At 65.3% G+C, this 15,849-nt stretch carries 18 protein-coding genes and 1 pseudogene; 3 read left to right on the plus strand and 16 right to left on the minus strand.

Features of this window, described 5'->3' with window-relative positions:
* Positions 1 to 159, plus strand: a pseudogene (locus A7Q26_RS25045) (electron transfer flavoprotein subunit alpha/FixB family protein); the annotation flags it as partial.
* A 117-nt stretch (positions 160 to 276) separates the two neighbouring features.
* Here A7Q26_RS25045 and A7Q26_RS06035 read toward each other — a convergent pair.
* The 8 genes from A7Q26_RS06035 to A7Q26_RS25050 form a co-directional block, all read right to left on the minus strand.
* Positions 277 to 633, minus strand: a complete 357-nt coding sequence (locus tag A7Q26_RS06035; protein ID WP_066858120.1) for a glycine zipper 2TM domain-containing protein — start codon at positions 631 to 633, stop codon at positions 277 to 279.
* Between the two features lie 189 nt (positions 634 to 822).
* Entirely contained in the window at positions 823 to 1,032 is a 210-nt protein-coding gene (locus A7Q26_RS06040) for a hypothetical protein (RefSeq protein WP_066858122.1), read from the minus strand.
* Between the two features lie 88 nt (positions 1,033 to 1,120).
* Complete coding sequence (locus tag A7Q26_RS06045) at positions 1,121 to 1,315, minus strand: hypothetical protein (RefSeq protein WP_066858125.1); 195 nt, start codon at positions 1,313 to 1,315, stop codon at positions 1,121 to 1,123.
* A gap of 48 nt (positions 1,316 to 1,363) precedes the next feature.
* On the minus strand, positions 1,364 to 1,576 hold the full coding sequence (locus A7Q26_RS06050) for a cold-shock protein (protein ID WP_066858127.1): 213 nt from the start codon (positions 1,574 to 1,576) through the stop codon (positions 1,364 to 1,366).
* A gap of 229 nt (positions 1,577 to 1,805) precedes the next feature.
* Positions 1,806 to 2,849, minus strand: coding sequence for a hypothetical protein (locus A7Q26_RS06055; RefSeq protein ID WP_066858130.1), 1,044 nt, complete (start codon positions 2,847 to 2,849; stop codon positions 1,806 to 1,808).
* Positions 2,850 to 2,926: 77 nt separating this feature from the next.
* Positions 2,927 to 3,199 (minus strand): type II toxin-antitoxin system RelE/ParE family toxin, encoded by a 273-nt coding sequence (locus A7Q26_RS06060; protein WP_198162858.1) that lies wholly within the window; start codon positions 3,197 to 3,199, stop codon positions 2,927 to 2,929.
* The gene (relB, locus tag A7Q26_RS06065) at positions 3,199 to 3,375 is read right to left on the minus strand and encodes a type II toxin-antitoxin system RelB family antitoxin (protein WP_066858375.1); all 177 of its coding nucleotides are present in this window, start codon (positions 3,373 to 3,375) and stop codon (positions 3,199 to 3,201) included. The genes A7Q26_RS06060 and relB overlap by 1 nt, the downstream gene beginning before the upstream one ends.
* A gap of 126 nt (positions 3,376 to 3,501) precedes the next feature.
* Positions 3,502 to 3,867, minus strand: a complete 366-nt coding sequence (locus A7Q26_RS25050; RefSeq protein ID WP_157102467.1) for a hypothetical protein — start codon at positions 3,865 to 3,867, stop codon at positions 3,502 to 3,504.
* A 185-nt stretch (positions 3,868 to 4,052) separates the two neighbouring features.
* Here A7Q26_RS25050 and A7Q26_RS06070 point away from each other — a divergent pair, with 185 nt between their 5' ends.
* Positions 4,053 to 4,943, plus strand: coding sequence for a hypothetical protein (locus A7Q26_RS06070; protein WP_066858137.1), 891 nt, complete (start codon positions 4,053 to 4,055; stop codon positions 4,941 to 4,943).
* 24 nt (positions 4,944 to 4,967) lie between these two features.
* On the opposite strand, the gene uvrA is transcribed toward A7Q26_RS06070, so the two are convergent.
* A complete protein-coding gene (gene uvrA, locus A7Q26_RS06075) occupies positions 4,968 to 7,886 on the minus strand; it encodes an excinuclease ABC subunit UvrA (protein ID WP_066858139.1) in 2,919 nt (972 codons plus the stop codon).
* A 796-nt stretch (positions 7,887 to 8,682) separates the two neighbouring features.
* Between uvrA and A7Q26_RS06080 the strand changes: the two genes are divergently transcribed.
* On the plus strand, positions 8,683 to 9,027 hold the full coding sequence (locus A7Q26_RS06080; RefSeq protein ID WP_066858143.1) for a UrcA family protein: 345 nt from the start codon (positions 8,683 to 8,685) through the stop codon (positions 9,025 to 9,027).
* Positions 9,028 to 9,115: 88 nt separating this feature from the next.
* Here the strand turns inward: A7Q26_RS06080 and A7Q26_RS06085 are convergent, their stop codons facing one another.
* The 7 genes from A7Q26_RS06085 to A7Q26_RS06115 all read right to left on the minus strand — a co-directional run bounded on the left by A7Q26_RS06085 (position 9,116) and on the right by A7Q26_RS06115 (position 15,776).
* Positions 9,116 to 9,349: a hypothetical protein gene (locus A7Q26_RS06085; protein WP_066858146.1), complete on the minus strand. Its 234-nt coding sequence runs from the start codon at positions 9,347 to 9,349 to the stop codon at positions 9,116 to 9,118.
* A 16-nt stretch (positions 9,350 to 9,365) separates the two neighbouring features.
* Positions 9,366 to 10,061, minus strand: a complete 696-nt coding sequence (gene trmB / locus A7Q26_RS06090; protein WP_066858149.1) for a tRNA (guanine(46)-N(7))-methyltransferase TrmB — start codon at positions 10,059 to 10,061, stop codon at positions 9,366 to 9,368.
* Positions 10,062 to 10,109: 48 nt separating this feature from the next.
* On the minus strand, positions 10,110 to 10,505 hold the full coding sequence (locus tag A7Q26_RS06095) for an MAPEG family protein (protein ID WP_066858152.1): 396 nt from the start codon (positions 10,503 to 10,505) through the stop codon (positions 10,110 to 10,112).
* Between the two features lie 112 nt (positions 10,506 to 10,617).
* Positions 10,618 to 11,355 (minus strand): TorF family putative porin, encoded by a 738-nt coding sequence (locus A7Q26_RS06100; RefSeq protein ID WP_066858155.1) that lies wholly within the window; start codon positions 11,353 to 11,355, stop codon positions 10,618 to 10,620.
* Positions 11,342 to 11,749 (minus strand): hypothetical protein, encoded by a 408-nt coding sequence (locus A7Q26_RS06105; RefSeq protein ID WP_066858158.1) that lies wholly within the window; start codon positions 11,747 to 11,749, stop codon positions 11,342 to 11,344. Before A7Q26_RS06105 ends, A7Q26_RS06100 begins: the two co-directional genes overlap by 14 nt.
* Positions 11,750 to 11,937: 188 nt before the next feature.
* A complete protein-coding gene (mfd, locus tag A7Q26_RS06110; protein WP_066858161.1) occupies positions 11,938 to 15,411 on the minus strand; it encodes a transcription-repair coupling factor in 3,474 nt (1,157 codons plus the stop codon).
* 101 nt (positions 15,412 to 15,512) lie between these two features.
* Entirely contained in the window at positions 15,513 to 15,776 is a 264-nt protein-coding gene (locus A7Q26_RS06115) for an FAD assembly factor SdhE (RefSeq protein ID WP_066858164.1), read from the minus strand.
* Between the last annotated feature and the right edge of the window lie 73 nt (positions 15,777 to 15,849).

Below are 15,849 nucleotides of genomic sequence, written 5' to 3' on the forward strand. Positions count from 1 at the left end.
GGCATTTCCGGCGCGATCCAGCATCTGGCCGGGATGAAGGACAGCAAGACCATCATCGCCATCAACAAGGACGAGGATGCCCCGATCTTCCAGGTCGCCGACATCGGCCTGGTCGGCGATCTGTTCAAGATCGTGCCGGAGCTTACCGAGAAGCTGTAATCCAGCGCCATGCAGTAGGAAAGGGCGTGGAGAGTGATCTCTCCACGCCCTTTTTCATTGCCTGCTTTCCGCCGCGTCTTTCGGGCGGTCAGATAGTCATCTGACCTGAACATGCTGCTATTCGCAGTTGATGTCGTTCTTGTCGATGGCCCGGCCCGCCAGTGCGCCGCCGCCGGCGCCGAGGATGGTGCCGAGCGTCTTGGAGCCGCCGGGGGCGATGATGTTGCCGAGCACGCCGCCGGCGATGGCGCCGACTATGGTGCCGGTGGTGCCGTCGTCGCGCTTGCAATAATAGCGACCGTCGCGGTCGCGGTAGATGGTGTCGTTGTCGCTGAGGCGGCGACGCTCGTAGCGGGGCGGGCCGCGGCGGTCGCTGGGGCGGTCATAGCCGTAGCCGCCACCATAATTGTCCGAGGTACAGGCGCCGAGCGGCAGCATCGCAAGGATGGCGGCGGCCAATAAGGGCTTGTGCATGATGGTCTCTCCTGTGTCGCCCTGTCGCAGGATCAACCCCGGAACGGAGCGATGGTTGCGTCGGGCGATTGTCGCGGCGGCAGAGGGAATGCCGCCCGCCGAGGCCGTGAGAGGGGGGGAAGAGCGGCGTCGGGCGGGCGGCGACCGGCGGCGAGCGGGGGGATGTGCCGCCGGGAGGGGGAAGAGACGTCAGTTGGGCAGGGGACGGGTCGGGCTGGTGGCCGGCGAGACGACCGGGCCGGTCGGCGTCGCGGGGGCGGCGCTCTGGTCGGCGAGATTGGCCCTGGCGTCGTTATAGCGGGTGACGAGATCATTCTTGAACTCGGTCAGCTTGCCTTCGTCATAGAGTTTCTTGCCGACATAGCCGGCGATGGCGCCGAAGATCAGGGTGCGGATCATGGGGGTGCTCCTTGTTTTGGGGTTTGGAGCGATAACCGGCGGGGCGGCGGCGAGTTCCCCGAAATTCGAGCCGCGCGTCGGGACGCCCTCAGGCGTCGGCGACGGGGAGGTGTTCGCCCTGTTCGCGGCGGGCGCGGTTGGCGTCGCCCAGATCCTGGCGGCGGGCCATGGCGAGGAAGGCGGCTTCGGAGCGCAGGCAGCGGTCGCGGACATTGTCCAGCGTGGCGGAGTCGGCTTCGCCGCGGGCCTTGGCGGCGAGGGCGCGATAATCGGGATTGGCCATGGTGCGCTCCTGTAAGGGGAAAGAGGGAGCAGATGGCGCCGGGCCGATTTATTCGGCGTGCGAGATGTTCACGGCCGCCATCTTGCCGCGACGGTCCTGCTCCAGATCATAGGAGACGCGGTCCTTTTCGCGCAGCGTGGCGAGGCCAGCGCGCTCGACGGCGGTGATGTGGACGAACGCGTCCGGGCTGCCGTCATCGGGGGCGATGAAGCCATAGCCCTTGTCGGCGTTGAAGAATTTGACGGTTCCGACGATGCTCATGGAATATTCCTTCTTTCAATGCGACGCATCCCGCGTGGACGCACCGGGTTGCTAGAGGGGCAGGGAAAGAAGGATATAGGGAGCCGCAAAGCGCCGAAGACCGTCGATTTGCGACTATAGCCCAACCCATATAGGGCATCCCGGCCGAAATAGCAAATCGGCGGCCGAACGGGCGGGCGACAGGCGCATGGCGGGGGCAACAGGCGTGCGGGCTGACGGGGCGGGGCGATCAGCCGGGACGCGCCTGCGCCGCCGCGCCCGTCGCCGCCGCCGTGCCGCCGCCCTGGGCGAAGCCGAAATAGGCGTCGCGGGCGCGGGCCGCGGCCTCCGCATAGGGGCGGTGCTCCTCCTCGTCGCGCAGGGCCAGGGCTTCCTCCTCCTGCGGCGTCAGGTCGCGCTCATAATCGTCGGGATCGTAAAGTTCGTCGCTTTCCTCCCCGTCGAAGCCGGGCGGGGCGGGATAGTCGGTGCGCCAGACCTCCCGATCGTCATCCCACCAGATGCCGCGCAGCCGGGCGGCGGCTTCTTCGGGTGGAAGGGTCATGAGCCGGACCGGCGGGGTGCGAAGTTCACACCGTTCCTGCATATCGGAAATCTGCGGTTTCTGGCCCCCGCGCAGGGCGAGGCGGGCGGCGATGAAGAGGGCCACCGAGGCGGCGGGGGAGAGGGCGGTCGCGGCCTCTTCGGCGACCGGATCGGGCGTGTCGGGCATGGCGCCGTCGAGCATCCGGGCGTCGTCCATATGGCGGGCGCTGGGTTCGGCGCCGGGGCGGGGCAGGTCGAGGCGGTCGGCTTCGTCGCGCGCCGCCTCTTCCGGGCAGATCAGGTCGAGAAAGGCGACGAAATCCTGCGCGACGACGCGGGCGAGCGCGGCGTCGGACCCTTCGGGCGGGGAATCCGCCATGCGATCCAGCCGCGACAGCATCGACATGGCGAGCCGGTTGTCGTGGCGGTGGCGGGTGACTTCGAAATTATCCTCGTCGCGGCGGATCGTGTCGGTGCAGCCGGTGATGGCGCGGGCGAGCAGATCATCGGCGAGGCGCGCGCGGGCGATGAGGATGGCCGCGTCCCAGCCGAGGCGAAAGGCCGCGCCGTCGCGGCGGATGCGCAGGGCATAGGCCGAGCGGGCGGTGATGCGGACGGATTCGCAGGCGAGGCGGACGACGCCGCTGGACGCCAGGGTTTCGAGGAAACGGCGCTGGCGCGCGGGCGACCAGCCATCCTCGCGGATCTGCGGCGCGGCGGTTGGGAGGGGCGGGAACTGGCATGTCATGGCAAGGCTCCTGCTTGGAGTGGGTCTTGCCGGGAGGGTAGGCAGATCAGGGGCGTGTAGGACAGCGAATAGGATTTTCAGGGATATTGCTGGCGGGTGTGAAGGACGGCGATCACCTCTACGGCATCGGTGACGCGATAGACGAGGACGTAATTGGGCGTGACCAAGGCTTCGCGCGTGCCGGGCACGCGGCCCGTGCGGTACATATAGGGGTGCGCGGGCAGGCGTTCGGCGGTGTCGCGGATGGCGTTGCCGAGCCGATCTGCGGCGGCCGGGTTGTGCATTTCTATGAAATCGATGATGGCTTCGAGATCATCAAGCGCACCTTCGTCCCAGATCAATGGGAGCATCAGGCGTTCTTGCGCCGGTCTATGATCCTTTGCATTCGCGCCATGACCTCGTCATGCGGGATGCGGGGGCTTTTGGACGCCAACCTTGCCTCGACCTTCGCCCGGAACCAGGCGTCGTAGGCCTCGGCTTCCTCGGTCGTCGCGAACTCGGACTCGATGGGGGTGAGTTTGGTCATGGGCATAAGAGTATCAGTAATGTGGGGCGATGCCAATCCTGACGGCCCATAGCAATAATGAATGCCACCATCTGCCTTTCGGTAGAAGATAAAAAGGGACGAAACAAAAGTTCCGTCCCTCTATGACTAACCTAATTCACTCTTTGCTAAGAGGGCGCTTAAGGTTTTAACAGTTCTAATCAAATCTTCATTTATGGATCTCAACTTATCTATTTCTCTAGACATGTCGGTATCGCTCGGATCGCTTAATGATTTTCCTTGGCCCATTAGAGGAACGTCATTAGAAAACGCATCCTCTAGGACCTTGCTGACCCACGCATTGATTTTCATCCCGCTCGATTTTGCAGCTTCGCGAGCGCCTTCGACGGTTTCCGCGGGAAGGCCTTTTATTGTCCAATCTTTTTGTTCAAAGCCTTTACGCTTTCCGACGTTGCCCTGTTCTGCCAGCCCGCGCTCCCCTACAGTGTTGCCCACCGTCTGGAGGTCGGTCATCGCATTCTCCTTTCGTTGACTCACGTACCTGAACTGATCGGGTACGTTGAAGGTTCCTTACTCATATATTTGTACCCTATTCAAGCGTATCAAGCCTAAAAAAACGTTACTTACCCGAAAAAGTCGTCCTTGAAGTACCCGAAAAGGGGTACCATATATATCGAATGTTGAATTAAGGACGAAGTATGAAGGCCGAAGCCCTGCAGTTTGTTGCATCTCAGGTGGAGCGAGCGGTAATCGAGACGCGACAGGCGTTGGGCGAACTCGCAGTCGAGAGGAAGTTGGCTGGGGGGTGCTCGTGTCTGATCCCAATCTTGGATCAATACCGGGTCGAAGTTGCTGAACTGGACGATGAGTCAGCATTCCGGCTGGACAAAGTGGGGATGACAATCACGGTTAGCGCAAACGCTACACTTTTTGTCTGGAACGCGATGTATGATTTGGCTGAAGAAATTGGCTTTGAAGGAACTGACCGCACTCGTGCTCAAGAGACCGCTGTAAACCAGTTTCTCATCCATGAGCTTTTTCATGTTAATCAAAAATTGTGGGATTATTCCGCCGTTCCAGCAGTCAAAGCTGGACTACCGAACATCGGTTTAGCGATTTTAGATCTGGCAGCTGACGTGGAGGCGGCTTGGGTATGTGCTCAAGTCGAAGGCCAAATCGCAGGCGACGGAGAAAGCGCGCTTTTGCACTTTGTGAATGCGCTTCTACGAGCATATGTAATCGGAGCTTTTGTTTTCGATTCCCGGTCCTCAGCTAAGCGACAGCGGGCCATTGGCTTGGTTATATCCATGATATTGGTCCAAGCTCAGATCAAAGGCACGCTGAACTTGTCACAAGTGAATCAAAAGTGGACCCCGATATCGCCCGTACTGGCTTTCGATCTCGAAGGGGCTCAACGGTTCAACGGGATTATCCTCAGCGACCACATCGGGCTCCTCATCCCCGATCATGATGTTTTTGACGGCGATTTATTGAAAGAACTTTGGGACATGGTAGGCAATCGCCCAATAAAGCGAATTGTGGAGCTAACGGCAATGTTTCTGCGAGCAGCAGGCGCAATTACGGAGTAGCGATGCTGCCGTAGTCTCCACAGTTCACTCCGCCGCCAAAGCCTCCAACCCCAGCAACGGCGCGAGATAGCGCCCGGTGAAGCTCCGCTTTTCCTTCACCACCTTCTCCGGCGTGCCTTCCGCGACCACTTCGCCGCCCTTGACGCCACCCTCTGGACCCATGTCGATGATCCAATCCGCCGTCTTGATGACGTCCAAATTATGCTCGATCACGACCACGCTGTTGCCCTGGTCGACCAGCGCGTGGAGGACTTCGAGGAGTTTGCGGACGTCCTCGAAATGCAGGCCGGTGGTGGGTTCGTCCAGGATATAGAGGGTGTTGCCGGTGGCGCGGCGCGAGAGTTCCTTGGCGAGCTTGACGCGCTGGGCTTCGCCGCCGGACAGGGTGGTGGCCTGCTGCCCGACCTTGATATAGCCAAGGCCGACTTCCGCGAGCATCGCCATCTTGTCGCGGATCGGCGGGACGGCCTTGAAGAACTCGACCGCATCCTCGACCGTCATGTCGAGCACGTCGGCGATCGAACGCCCCTTGAACTTCACCTCCAGCGTCTCGCGATTGTAGCGGGCGCCGTGGCAGACGTCGCAGGTGACATAGACGTCGGGGAGGAAGTGCATCTCGATCTTGATGAGGCCGTCGCCGGTGCAGGCTTCGCAGCGGCCGCCCTTGACGTTGAAGCTGAAGCGGCCGGGCTTGTAGCCGCGCGCCTGGGCTTCGGGGAGGCCGGCGAACCAGTCGCGGATATTGGTGAAGGCGCCGGTATAGGTGGCCGGGTTGGAGCGCGGGGTGCGGCCGATGGGCGACTGGTCGATGTCGATCACCTTGTCGCAATGGTCGAGGCCGGTGATCTTGTCATGCGGGCCGGCAACGATGCGGGCGCCGTTGAGGGCGCGGGCCGACGCGGCGTAGAGCGTGTCGATGGTGAAGCTGGACTTGCCCGATCCCGATACGCCGGTGATGCAGGTGAAGGTGCCGAGCGGGATCGAGGCGGTGACGCCGGTCAGGTTGTTGGCGCGGGCGTTATGGACGGTGAGCTTCTTGCCCGACCCCTTGCGGCGCTTCATCGGCACGTCGATGCGGCGGGTGCCGTTCAGATAGTCGGCGGTCAGGCTGTCCCTGTGCGCGAGCAGTTCGGGCAGGGTGCCCTGCGCGACGATGGTGCCGCCATGGACGCCCGCGCCCGGCCCCATGTCGACGATATAGTCGGCGGCGCGGATCGCATCCTCGTCATGCTCCACGACGATGACGCTGTTGCCGAGGTCGCGCAAGCGCTTGAGGGTCACGAGCAGCCGGTCATTGTCGCGCTGGTGCAGGCCGATCGAGGGTTCGTCGAGGACGTAGAGGACGCCCGACAGGCCGCTGCCGATCTGGGAGGCGAGGCGGATGCGCTGGGACTCGCCGCCCGACAGGGTGCCGCTGGTGCGGTCGAGATTGAGATAGTCGAGGCCGACATTGTTGAGGAAGCCGAGGCGCTCCACGATTTCCTTGAGGATGGCGCGGGCGATCTGGTTCTGCTGGTCGTTGAGATGGTCGGGGAGGGCGGAGAAGAAGGCGAGCGCGTCCACCACCGATCGGCGGGTGGAGAGGCTGATGTCCTCGCCCGCGATCTTGACGGCCAGCGCTTCGGGCTTGAGGCGGGCGCCGTGGCAGGTCTCGCACGGCATGGCGGTCTGGTACTTGGCCAGCTCCTCGCGCATCCAGGCGCTGTCGGTCTGGAGCAGGCGGCGGTTGAGGTTGCCGATGACGCCCTCGAACGGCTTTTTGACCTCGTAGCTTTTCTTGCCGTCCTGGAAGCGCAGGGTGACGGGCTTGCCGCCGGTGCCGTGGAGGATGATGAGCTTCACCTCGCCGGGGAGGTCGGCCCAGGGGGTGTCGAGGGAGAAGCCGAACTCGCGCGCGAGGGAGCCGAGCACCTGCATATAATAGGGGCTGGGCGGGTTGGACTTGGCCCAGGGGACCACGGCGCCCTTCTTGATCGAGAGGGCTTCGTTGGGGACGACGAGTTCGGGGTCGAACTCCTGCCGTTCGCCAAGGCCATCGCAGGCCGGGCAAGCGCCCAAGGGGGCGTTGAAGGAGAAGAGGCGCGGTTCGATCTCGGGGATGGTGAAGCCGCTGACCGGGCAGGCGAATTTTTCGGAGAAGACGATGCGGTTGGCGGGGATGCCGGCGCCCTTCATCTTCTTGTCGGCGGACTGGACTTCATCCTCGCGGCCCGGCACGATGCCGTCGGCGAGGTCGACATAGGCGAGGCCGTCGGCGAGTTTCAGCGCCTGTTCGAAACTGTCGGCGAGACGCGTGCCCATGTCCGGCCCCACGGCGAGGCGGTCGACCACGACTTCGATGTCATGCTTGTATTTCTTGTCGAGGGCGGGGGCGTCCTCGATCAGGACCATCTCGCCGTCGATGCGGACGCGGGTGTAGCCCGCCTTCTGCCACTCGGCCAGTTCCTTGCGATACTCCCCCTTGCGGCCGCGCACGACCGGGGCGAGCAGGTAGAAGCGGGTGCCTTCGGGGAGAAGCATCACGCGGTCGACCATCTGGCTGACGGTCTGGGCGCTGATCGGGAGGCCGGTCGCGGGCGAGTAGGGGATGCCGACGCGCGCCCAGAGCAGGCGCATATAGTCGTAGATTTCCGTGACGGTCGCCACCGTCGAGCGCGGGTTGCGGCTGGTGGTCTTCTGCTCGATGCTGATCGCGGGGGACAGGCCTTCGATATGCTCGACATCGGGCTTCTGCATCATCTCCAGAAACTGGCGCGCATAGGCGGAGAGCGACTCCACATAGCGGCGCTGCCCCTCCGCATAGATGGTGTCGAAGGCGAGGGAGGATTTGCCCGAGCCGGACAGGCCGGTGATGACGATCAGGGAATCGCGGGGCAGGTCGACGTCGACGCCCTTGAGGTTGTGCTCGCGAGCGCCGCGGACGCTGATGTGGGTGAGGCTCATGTGGCGTGTTGTTCCAGATTTGTTCTGATCGGGCAAGCGCTGGCGCGCGGACTGGGGGCAAAATAGGGATTTGGGCGCAGAAGGGAAAGGCGAGGCTGCCAAATGCTTCTTTGCGGCGCGCCAAGGAGGGAGCCTGGATGCCGCGGCAGCCCTGACGCCCAGGCAATGGAGCGGCAGGGCGCGCGCGAGGAGGTGGGCGCTGCTGCGCGCCTTCGCCCAGATATGAAGCGACGGCGCGCGCCCGCCTGACTGATGTCGTTCGTCGGCAGCGACCGGCGGTTCGTCCGCCGCTGACGCCGCCCGGCGACCGGCGGATGACGGTCATCGAACCGCGATTTGCCCTTCCTGCCGTAGCGTTATGATGGCGGCGTTAAGGGACGGTTCAGCGCCAGTAGCGTCGTCTCTTCCACATCAGTTCATCCCGATCCGGAGTGCCCGACAGCATCTGGATACGCCCCCGGCCTTCCCTTGCGCCGGGGGCGTTTTCATTCGTCCCCGACCGTTGCGATTCGCGCTTTCCGTTACGGCTCATGTCGTTTGCCGGGCGGCGCATGTCGTTCGTCGTGCCGTTCGTCCCCCGTCCCTGTGTCATTGGTCGAAGCCGGCGTCGTTGGCCGACGATGGTCGCATCCGGTCGAACCGGACGCGCACCGGCGGGGGACTGCGCCTACACAGGATGGGCGAGCGGGACAGGAGCCGACCCCGAAAACCTCCGGCTCCCCCGCTCGCAACACCGGCGCCGCGACGCCCCCCCAAGAGGCGGCCCGGTCAAACCAGTTTGTGAGGAGATATGCCCATGTTCCGTTCGTCCAAGATCGCCGCCGCTTTCGCCACCGTCACCCTGATCGCCACCGCCGGTGCGGCTTCCGCCGAACCCTTCGAATCCAATGGCCGCAGCGCCGAAGTCTATCATGGCGACCTGAACCTGGCGAAGGCCGACCACCAGAAGCAGCTGCGCAGCCGGATCTCCCGCGCCGCGTCGCGGGTGTGCGCGACGACGGACCTGGCGGCGATGACCGCCTGCCGCAGCAAGGCGATCGCCCATGTCTCGGCGCCGGTGAACGCCGCCATCGCCCGCGCCGAAACCGGCGAACGCTATGCCGATGCAGGCAAGGAGGTTCGCGCCCTCACCGGCAACTGAGGGCCGGTGCGCGCACCTGCCGGAAACGAAACGGCCCGGAGATGATCCGGGCCGTTTTCGCATGTGGCGCAGCAGCGGTCGGGCCGGATCAGCGCGGCCCGGTGAGGATGGGATGGGCGAGGCGCAGTTCGTCGCTCAGCCGTTCGATCGTCTCCACCTCCACGGCCGAGCCGATCGGATCGAGGGTCCAGTTGCAATGCGGATGGGTGGCGCGATCATAGAGTCGCACCGGCCCCAGCAATCGGCGCCACTTGTGTTTCTGGCCGCCATGATCGCGCAGCAGCCGGGCGACGAGCAGGTCGGTCATCTGGTCGGCGGTCATGCGCGTGCCTTGCCCTCTATTTGCGGCGGTATCGGAAATACCAGACTTCGTGGCCGATGCGCCGGGCCTTCGCTTCGTAGCGGGTTTCGGGCCAGCCGCCGGGGCGGTTCTGGAAATCCTTCGGCTCGCTGGCCAGCCAGTCGAAATCGGGATGGCCGTTCATCACCATCAGCGCCCAGCGCAGATAGACCGGATGGTCGGTGCCGAAGCGGAATTCGCCGCCGGGCTTGAGCTTGCGGGCGATCATCGCGACCGGGCCGGGGTTCATCATCCGACGCTTGGCGTGGCGCGCCTTGGGCCAGGGATCGGGATGGAGGAGATAGACGAAGCTGAGGGCGCCGTCGGGGATGCGGGCAAGCACGTCGAGCGCATCGCCCATGTGCAGGCGCACATTGCCCAGCGCCTGGTCGCGGACATGGCCGAGCGCCTGGACCACGCCGTTGAGGAAAGGCTCGCACCCGATGAAGCCATGGTCGGGCAGCAGGTCGGCGCGCCAGGCCATATGTTCGCCGCCGCCGAAGCCGATTTCGAAATGGAGCGGGCGGTCATAACCAAACAGGTTCGCGGCGGTCACTTCGCCCTCCGCCGGGACGGACAGGGCGGGGAGCAGCGTGTCGACCAGCTCCTGCTGGCCCTTGCGGAGCTTTGGCCCCGACTGGCGCCCATAGAGGCGGTTGAGGGTCGTGGGGTCGCCGGATTTATGCGCAGTCATGGGGCGCGCGCTTAGCCGGGGGAACGGCGCGGGGCAAGCAGGACGATGTCAGATGCCGAGCAGCGGCCAGAGGATGATGAGCAGCCCGACCAGGCTGGCGAAGAACATGATCGTGCGGACGACCGGGATGCCGAGGCCGTAGAGCGGCAGATAGACGATGCGCGCACCCAGCCAGATCCAGCCGCCCAGCGCGGTCCACTCGCTGGTCCTGCCCGCCACCACGACCCCGATCAAGGCGACGATGGCGATGGGCAGTGTTTCCATATAATTGGCCTGGGCACGGGAGAGGCGGCCGCCGAGGGGATTGAGCTGGGGCAGCCGTTCGTCGCGGGCGCCCATATTCCATTTGGCGCCATATTGCTTCGTCTTCACATGGGCGGCGGCGAAGATGTGGACGAGGAGCAGGATCATGCCCCAGGCCAGGATCGTGAGTTCGACGGGCACGGTGATGTCCTTCCCTTTTTCCGCCTCTTAGCAAATCCGGATCGCGCAGGACAGAGCAAGCCCGCGGTTCGTGAGCATGTCGGGGCTGCGCCCGAAGCGAATGGGGAGGGACTTACAGGGTCAGGCCCACCCGTCCGATCAAGGTTGCCCCGGCATGGGTATTGCCGGTGGCGGCGATGTCCGTGTCGGCGTAGCGCAGGCCCGCGGACCAGCGGCCGCGATACCAGTCGAGCGCGACGCCATGGTCCCAATAGCCGCCATCGGACCGCAGGCGCGCGGCGCGGAGGGGGCTGCGAACGTCGCCCGATGACCGGCCGAGATGGCCGGACAGGGTAAGCGGGGTGCCCGGGATGCCGATGGCGGCGCTGGTCGAGAGATAGAGATTGTCGCCGCCGATCGCCGATTGGCGCGGGGCATAGCGGGCGCCGAGATCGACGCTGGCCGGGCCGAGGGTGAAGCCAGCGATCGCGCCGACTTCGCCATAGCCCTGGTCGGACGCACCGGGGAAGAGATGGTAGCGCCCCTCGGCCGTCAGGCGGAAGCCCCCCAGTTGCCGGGCATAGCTGGCGCCCAGGTCGATGGCCGCGTCGGCGCCGCCATGACGCGCGCTGCCCCAAAGGCTGGTCGCCGTGCCGTCGAGGCTGAGCCCGTCTGCGACCGGGAGGGACAGGGTGCCGCGCAGCACCGGATCGCCGCCGCTCCAGCCGAGGCCGCGGCGGCGATCTTCGCTGACGACTTCGAGCGTGACGGTCGGGCCGGCGGCATCCTGGGCGGCGGCCGAAACGGCATGGCCGGCGAGCAGCAGCGCCCCCAGCCATGCCTTGCGGCGGATGCGATCAGTTGGAGGCAAGCGCGCGCGCCGAGTCCAGTTCAGCCAGCAGCGGACCGCGATCCGCCTGCGCGACCGCGACCAGATGCGCCCGGATCGCGTCCTGATGCCGGGCGAGGTCGCGCGCGCCCGGCTGGCGGCCCGGCGCGCAGGCGCCGGCTTCGCTGCCCGAGAAGCGCTGGTCGGTGGCAATGGTGCGGGCCAGCGCGGGGCCGTGGTCCAGCCTGCGGTCGACCATGATGGTCGCGGTCCATTGGCAGCGCTGCGCGTCCATGCGGTTGGGGGTGCGGGCGCCGACCGTCTTGCTGTGGATGTCCGCGCGGGCGGTGTAGGTGGCGCCGAGTTGCTGGCCGTGATGCTCCAGGGAAACGCTGTGGGTCGCTGCTGCGGCCACGAGCGCGATAAGCAAACTCATGTCTTTCTCCTGCTGTGACGCCGCACTTTGCCGTGCGGTCGTCGGGGAAGGATCTAGATTTGCCCTGTTGCTGCTTGTTTGCTGCATGATGAGAAAAGGCGACATGCGGGTGGGGACGTGGATCGAGGAAGCGTGACCCTGGGTCAGGCCCAGGGTGACGCGCAGCGGGACGGGATCGGGGCGGTGCCTCAGCCCGCCGCCTTGGCGAGGCCCTTCGACAATTGCAGCGCGCCGTTCAGGCGGGCCTGCGGGTCGGCCCAGGCGCGCTCGACCACGATCTTGCTGTCCGGGCGCAGGCGGGCGACGCCGTTCAGTTTCTGGATATAGGCGACGAGATTTTCGGGCCGGGGGAAGCGGTCTTCGAAGAAGCTGACCAGCGCGCCCTTCGGCCCGACGTCGATCTTGGCGATATTGGCAGTCATGCAATTCTGCTTGATCTCGATGATCTTGAGCAGGTTTTGCGTGGGCAGCGGCAGCTTGCCGAAACGGTCGATCAGTTCGGCGGCGAAGGATTCGAGGCCATTGCGGTCCTCCAGTTCGTTGATGCGGCGATAGAGACCCATGCGCAGGTCGAGGTCGGGCACATAATCGTCAGGGATGAGGATCGGCGCATCGACCGTGATCTGGGGGGAGAAGCTGTCGCGGCGCGTCTCCAGGCCGACGCCGCCGGCCTTGGCGTCCATGATCGCGTCTTCCAGCATCGACTGGTAGAGTTCGAAGCCGACTTCCTTGATATGGCCCGACTGTTCGTCGCCGACGAGATTGCCCGCGCCGCGAATGTCGAGATCATGGCTTGCCAGTTGGAAGCCTGCGCCGAGCGTGTCGAGGTCGGACAGAACCTTCAGGCGCTTTTCCGCCGTCTCCGTGATGATGCGGTTGGCGGGCGTGGTGAAATAGGCATAGGCGCGCGTCTTCGACCGCCCCACGCGGCCGCGCAGCTGGTAAAGCTGGGCCAGGCCGAAGCGGTCGGCGCGGTGGATGATGAGCGTGTTGGCGCTGGGGATGTCGAGGCCGGATTCGACGATAGTGGTCGACAGCAGCACGTCATAGCGCTTGTCGTAGAAGGCGGACATGCGTTCTTCGACGTCGGTCGCGCTCATCTGGCCATGGGCGACGATGGGCTTCACTTCGGGGACTTCCGTGCGGAGGAATTCCTCGATCTCCGTGAGGTCGGAGATGCGGGGGACGACGAAGAAGCTCTGGCCGCCGCGATAATGTTCGCGCAGCAATGCCTCGCGGATGACGACGCCGTCCCAGGGCATGACATAGGTACGGACGGCGAGGCGATCGACCGGCGGGGTCTGGATGACGGAGAGTTCGCGCAGGCCCGACATCGCCATTTGAAGCGTGCGCGGGATCGGCGTGGCGGTGAGCGTCAGGACATGGACGTCGGTCTTGAGGGACTTCAGCCTTTCCTTGTGGGTGACGCCGAAACGCTGTTCCTCGTCCACGATAACGAGGCCGAGGCGCTTGAACTCCAGTCCCTTGGCGAGCAGGGCGTGGGTGCCCACGACGATGTCGATCGTGCCATCGGCCAGCCCCGCCTTGGTCGCCTTCGCCTCCTTGTCGGGGACGAGGCGGGAGAGGCGGCCGATATTGACGGGGAAGCCGCGGAAACGATCCTCGAAATTCATATGATGCTGGCGTGCGAGCAGCGTGGTGGGGCAGATGACCACGACCTGCATCCCGGCCATCGCCGCGACGAAGGCGGCGCGCAGCGCCACCTCGGTCTTGCCGAAGCCGACATCGCCGCAGACGAGCCGGTCCATCGGCTTGCCCGCGCCCAGATCCTCCACCACGTCGCTGATCGCGCGGTCCTGATCGTCCGTTTCCTGATAGGGGAAGCGGTCGACGAAGGCGGGGTAGCCGGCGGCATCCGGCTCCGCCACGGTGGCGGCGCGCAGGGCGCGTTCGGCGGCGGTCTTGAGCAATTCACCCGCGATTTCGCGGATGCGCTCCTTCATCTTGGCCTTGCGCCGCTGCCAGGCTTCGCCGCCCAGCTTGTCGAGGCTGACGCCCTCATTCTCGCTGCCATAGCGGGAGAGGACTTCGAGATTTTCGACCGGGACGTAGAGCTTGTCGCCCCCGGCATAGGTCAGCGCGACGCAATCATGCGGGGCCTTGGCCACCGGGATCTGCGTCAGCCCTTCATAGCGGCCGATGCCGTGATCCATATGGACGACGAGGTCGCCTGGCGAGAGGGTGGCCAGTTCCTGGAGGAAGGCGTCGGCGCTCTTCTTGCGCTTGGCGCGGCGGACGAGGCGGTCGCCCAGCATATCCTGTTCGGTGAGGACGGCGACATCAGGCGCGGTGAAGCCATGGTCGAGGCCCAGGACCATGAGCGTGACGCTGCCATTGGCGGCGATGCCCAGCGCTTCCTGCCAATTGTCGGCGCCGGCGAGGCGGGCGACGCCATGGTCGGCGAGCAGGCCCGACAGGCGCTCGCGCGCGCCGACCGAGTAGCTGGCGATGACGACCTTTTTCTTTTGGCGGCGCAGGCTGTCGATATGCTTGCCGACCGCTTCGTAGATATTCGTGTTCTGCGCGCGTTCGGGAGCGAAATCGCGCGGGCCGTCCACCGCGAAGTCGAGCACGCTCGCGCTTTCCGGCTCATGGAAGGGCGTGGTGCCGTGCATCGGCAGCTTGGCGACGGCGGCGTCCCATTCGGCGGCGTCGAGATAGAGGGCGTCGGGCTTGAGGGGACGGTAGGAGCCGGGGTCGGACGACTTCGCCTGGACCCGGTTGGCGTGATAGTCGCGGATCGCCTCGAACCGGCTTTCCGCCGCGCCGGCGACGCCGGGGTCGCGGATCAGGATCGCATCGTCGCCCAGATGGTCGGCCAGCGGGACCAGCTTTTCCTCGAACAGGGGCAGCCAATGTTCCATGCCCGCGAGGCGGCGGCCGTCGCTGACCGCCTGATAGAGCGGGTCGCCGGTGGCGGTGGCGCCGAAGGTTTCGCGATAGCGGCCGCGGAAGCGCTTGATCGTGTCTTCGTCCAGCAGCGCTTCGGACGCGGGGAGCAGGGTGAAGCCGTCGACATTGTCGATCGTGCGCTGGTCGGACGGATCGAACCGGCGGACCGTCTCGATCTCGTCGCCGAAGAAATCGAGGCGGAGGGGATAGTCCTCGCCGCCGGGGAACAGGTCCACGATGCCGCCGCGAATGGCATATTCGCCCCGGTCGTGGACCGTGTCGGTGCGGACATAGCCGTTCGCCTGGAGCATCTCCGCCAGCTTCTGGATCGCGATGCGTTCCTTGGGCGCGAGTTTGGCGACCAGCTGGCGGACGCGGAAGGGGGTGAGGGTGCGCTGGGTCATGGCGGCCAGCGTGGTGACGACCAGTTGCGGCCCTTTGGGCCTGGCTTGCAGCGCGTAGAGGCCCGCGAGGCGGGCGGAGGCGGCGCGCAGCGACGGGCTGGCCCGGTCATAGGGCAGGCAGTCCCAGGCGGGGATTTCGACGATCTCGATCTCCGGCGCGAAATAATGCGCCGTGTCCGCGACCGCGCGCATCAGCTGCTCGTCGGACGCGATGAAGACGGCGCGCCCCCCCGCAGCCCCGGCGGCGCGGGCGATGTCGGCCAGCAGCCAGGGCTGGAACCCGGCGGGGACGCCGGAAAGGGTGAGGGGCGCCTTGGCCTTCAGGATTGTCTGGAGATCGGTCATCGTATTTTCGTCATTCCCGCGAAGGCGGGAGTCGCTCTCCCGGCCTGTCGCCTAATTGATCCGTCAGGAGATGGAGCCCCGCCTGCGCGGGGATGACGCTGCTAGACGATCTTCACGAAATCGAGTTTCAGGAAACTGTCCATCATCGGGCCTTTCCATTCGTCCGGCACGGGGATGGTGCCGAGCGCCCAGCCGATGATGTCCGCGTCCTGCTCCTCCATGAAGCGTTCGAACCAGGCGATTTCCTCCGCATTCCATGTCGCATGATAACGGTCGAAGAAGCCGCCGACGGTATAGTCCGCCTCCCGCGTGCCGCGGTGCCAGGCCCGGAATTGGATGCGGCGCATCTGGGGATTGTCGTTCACAATTTGTTCCTCTAACGGGCATGGCGCAGCCCGCCGATCGGGTGTCGGAAGGACCGTCCCGGCAGACATGGGG

Source organism: Sphingobium sp. TCM1 (genome assembly GCF_001650725.1).
In the GTDB taxonomy this organism is placed as follows: Bacteria; Pseudomonadota; Alphaproteobacteria; order Sphingomonadales; family Sphingomonadaceae; genus Sphingobium.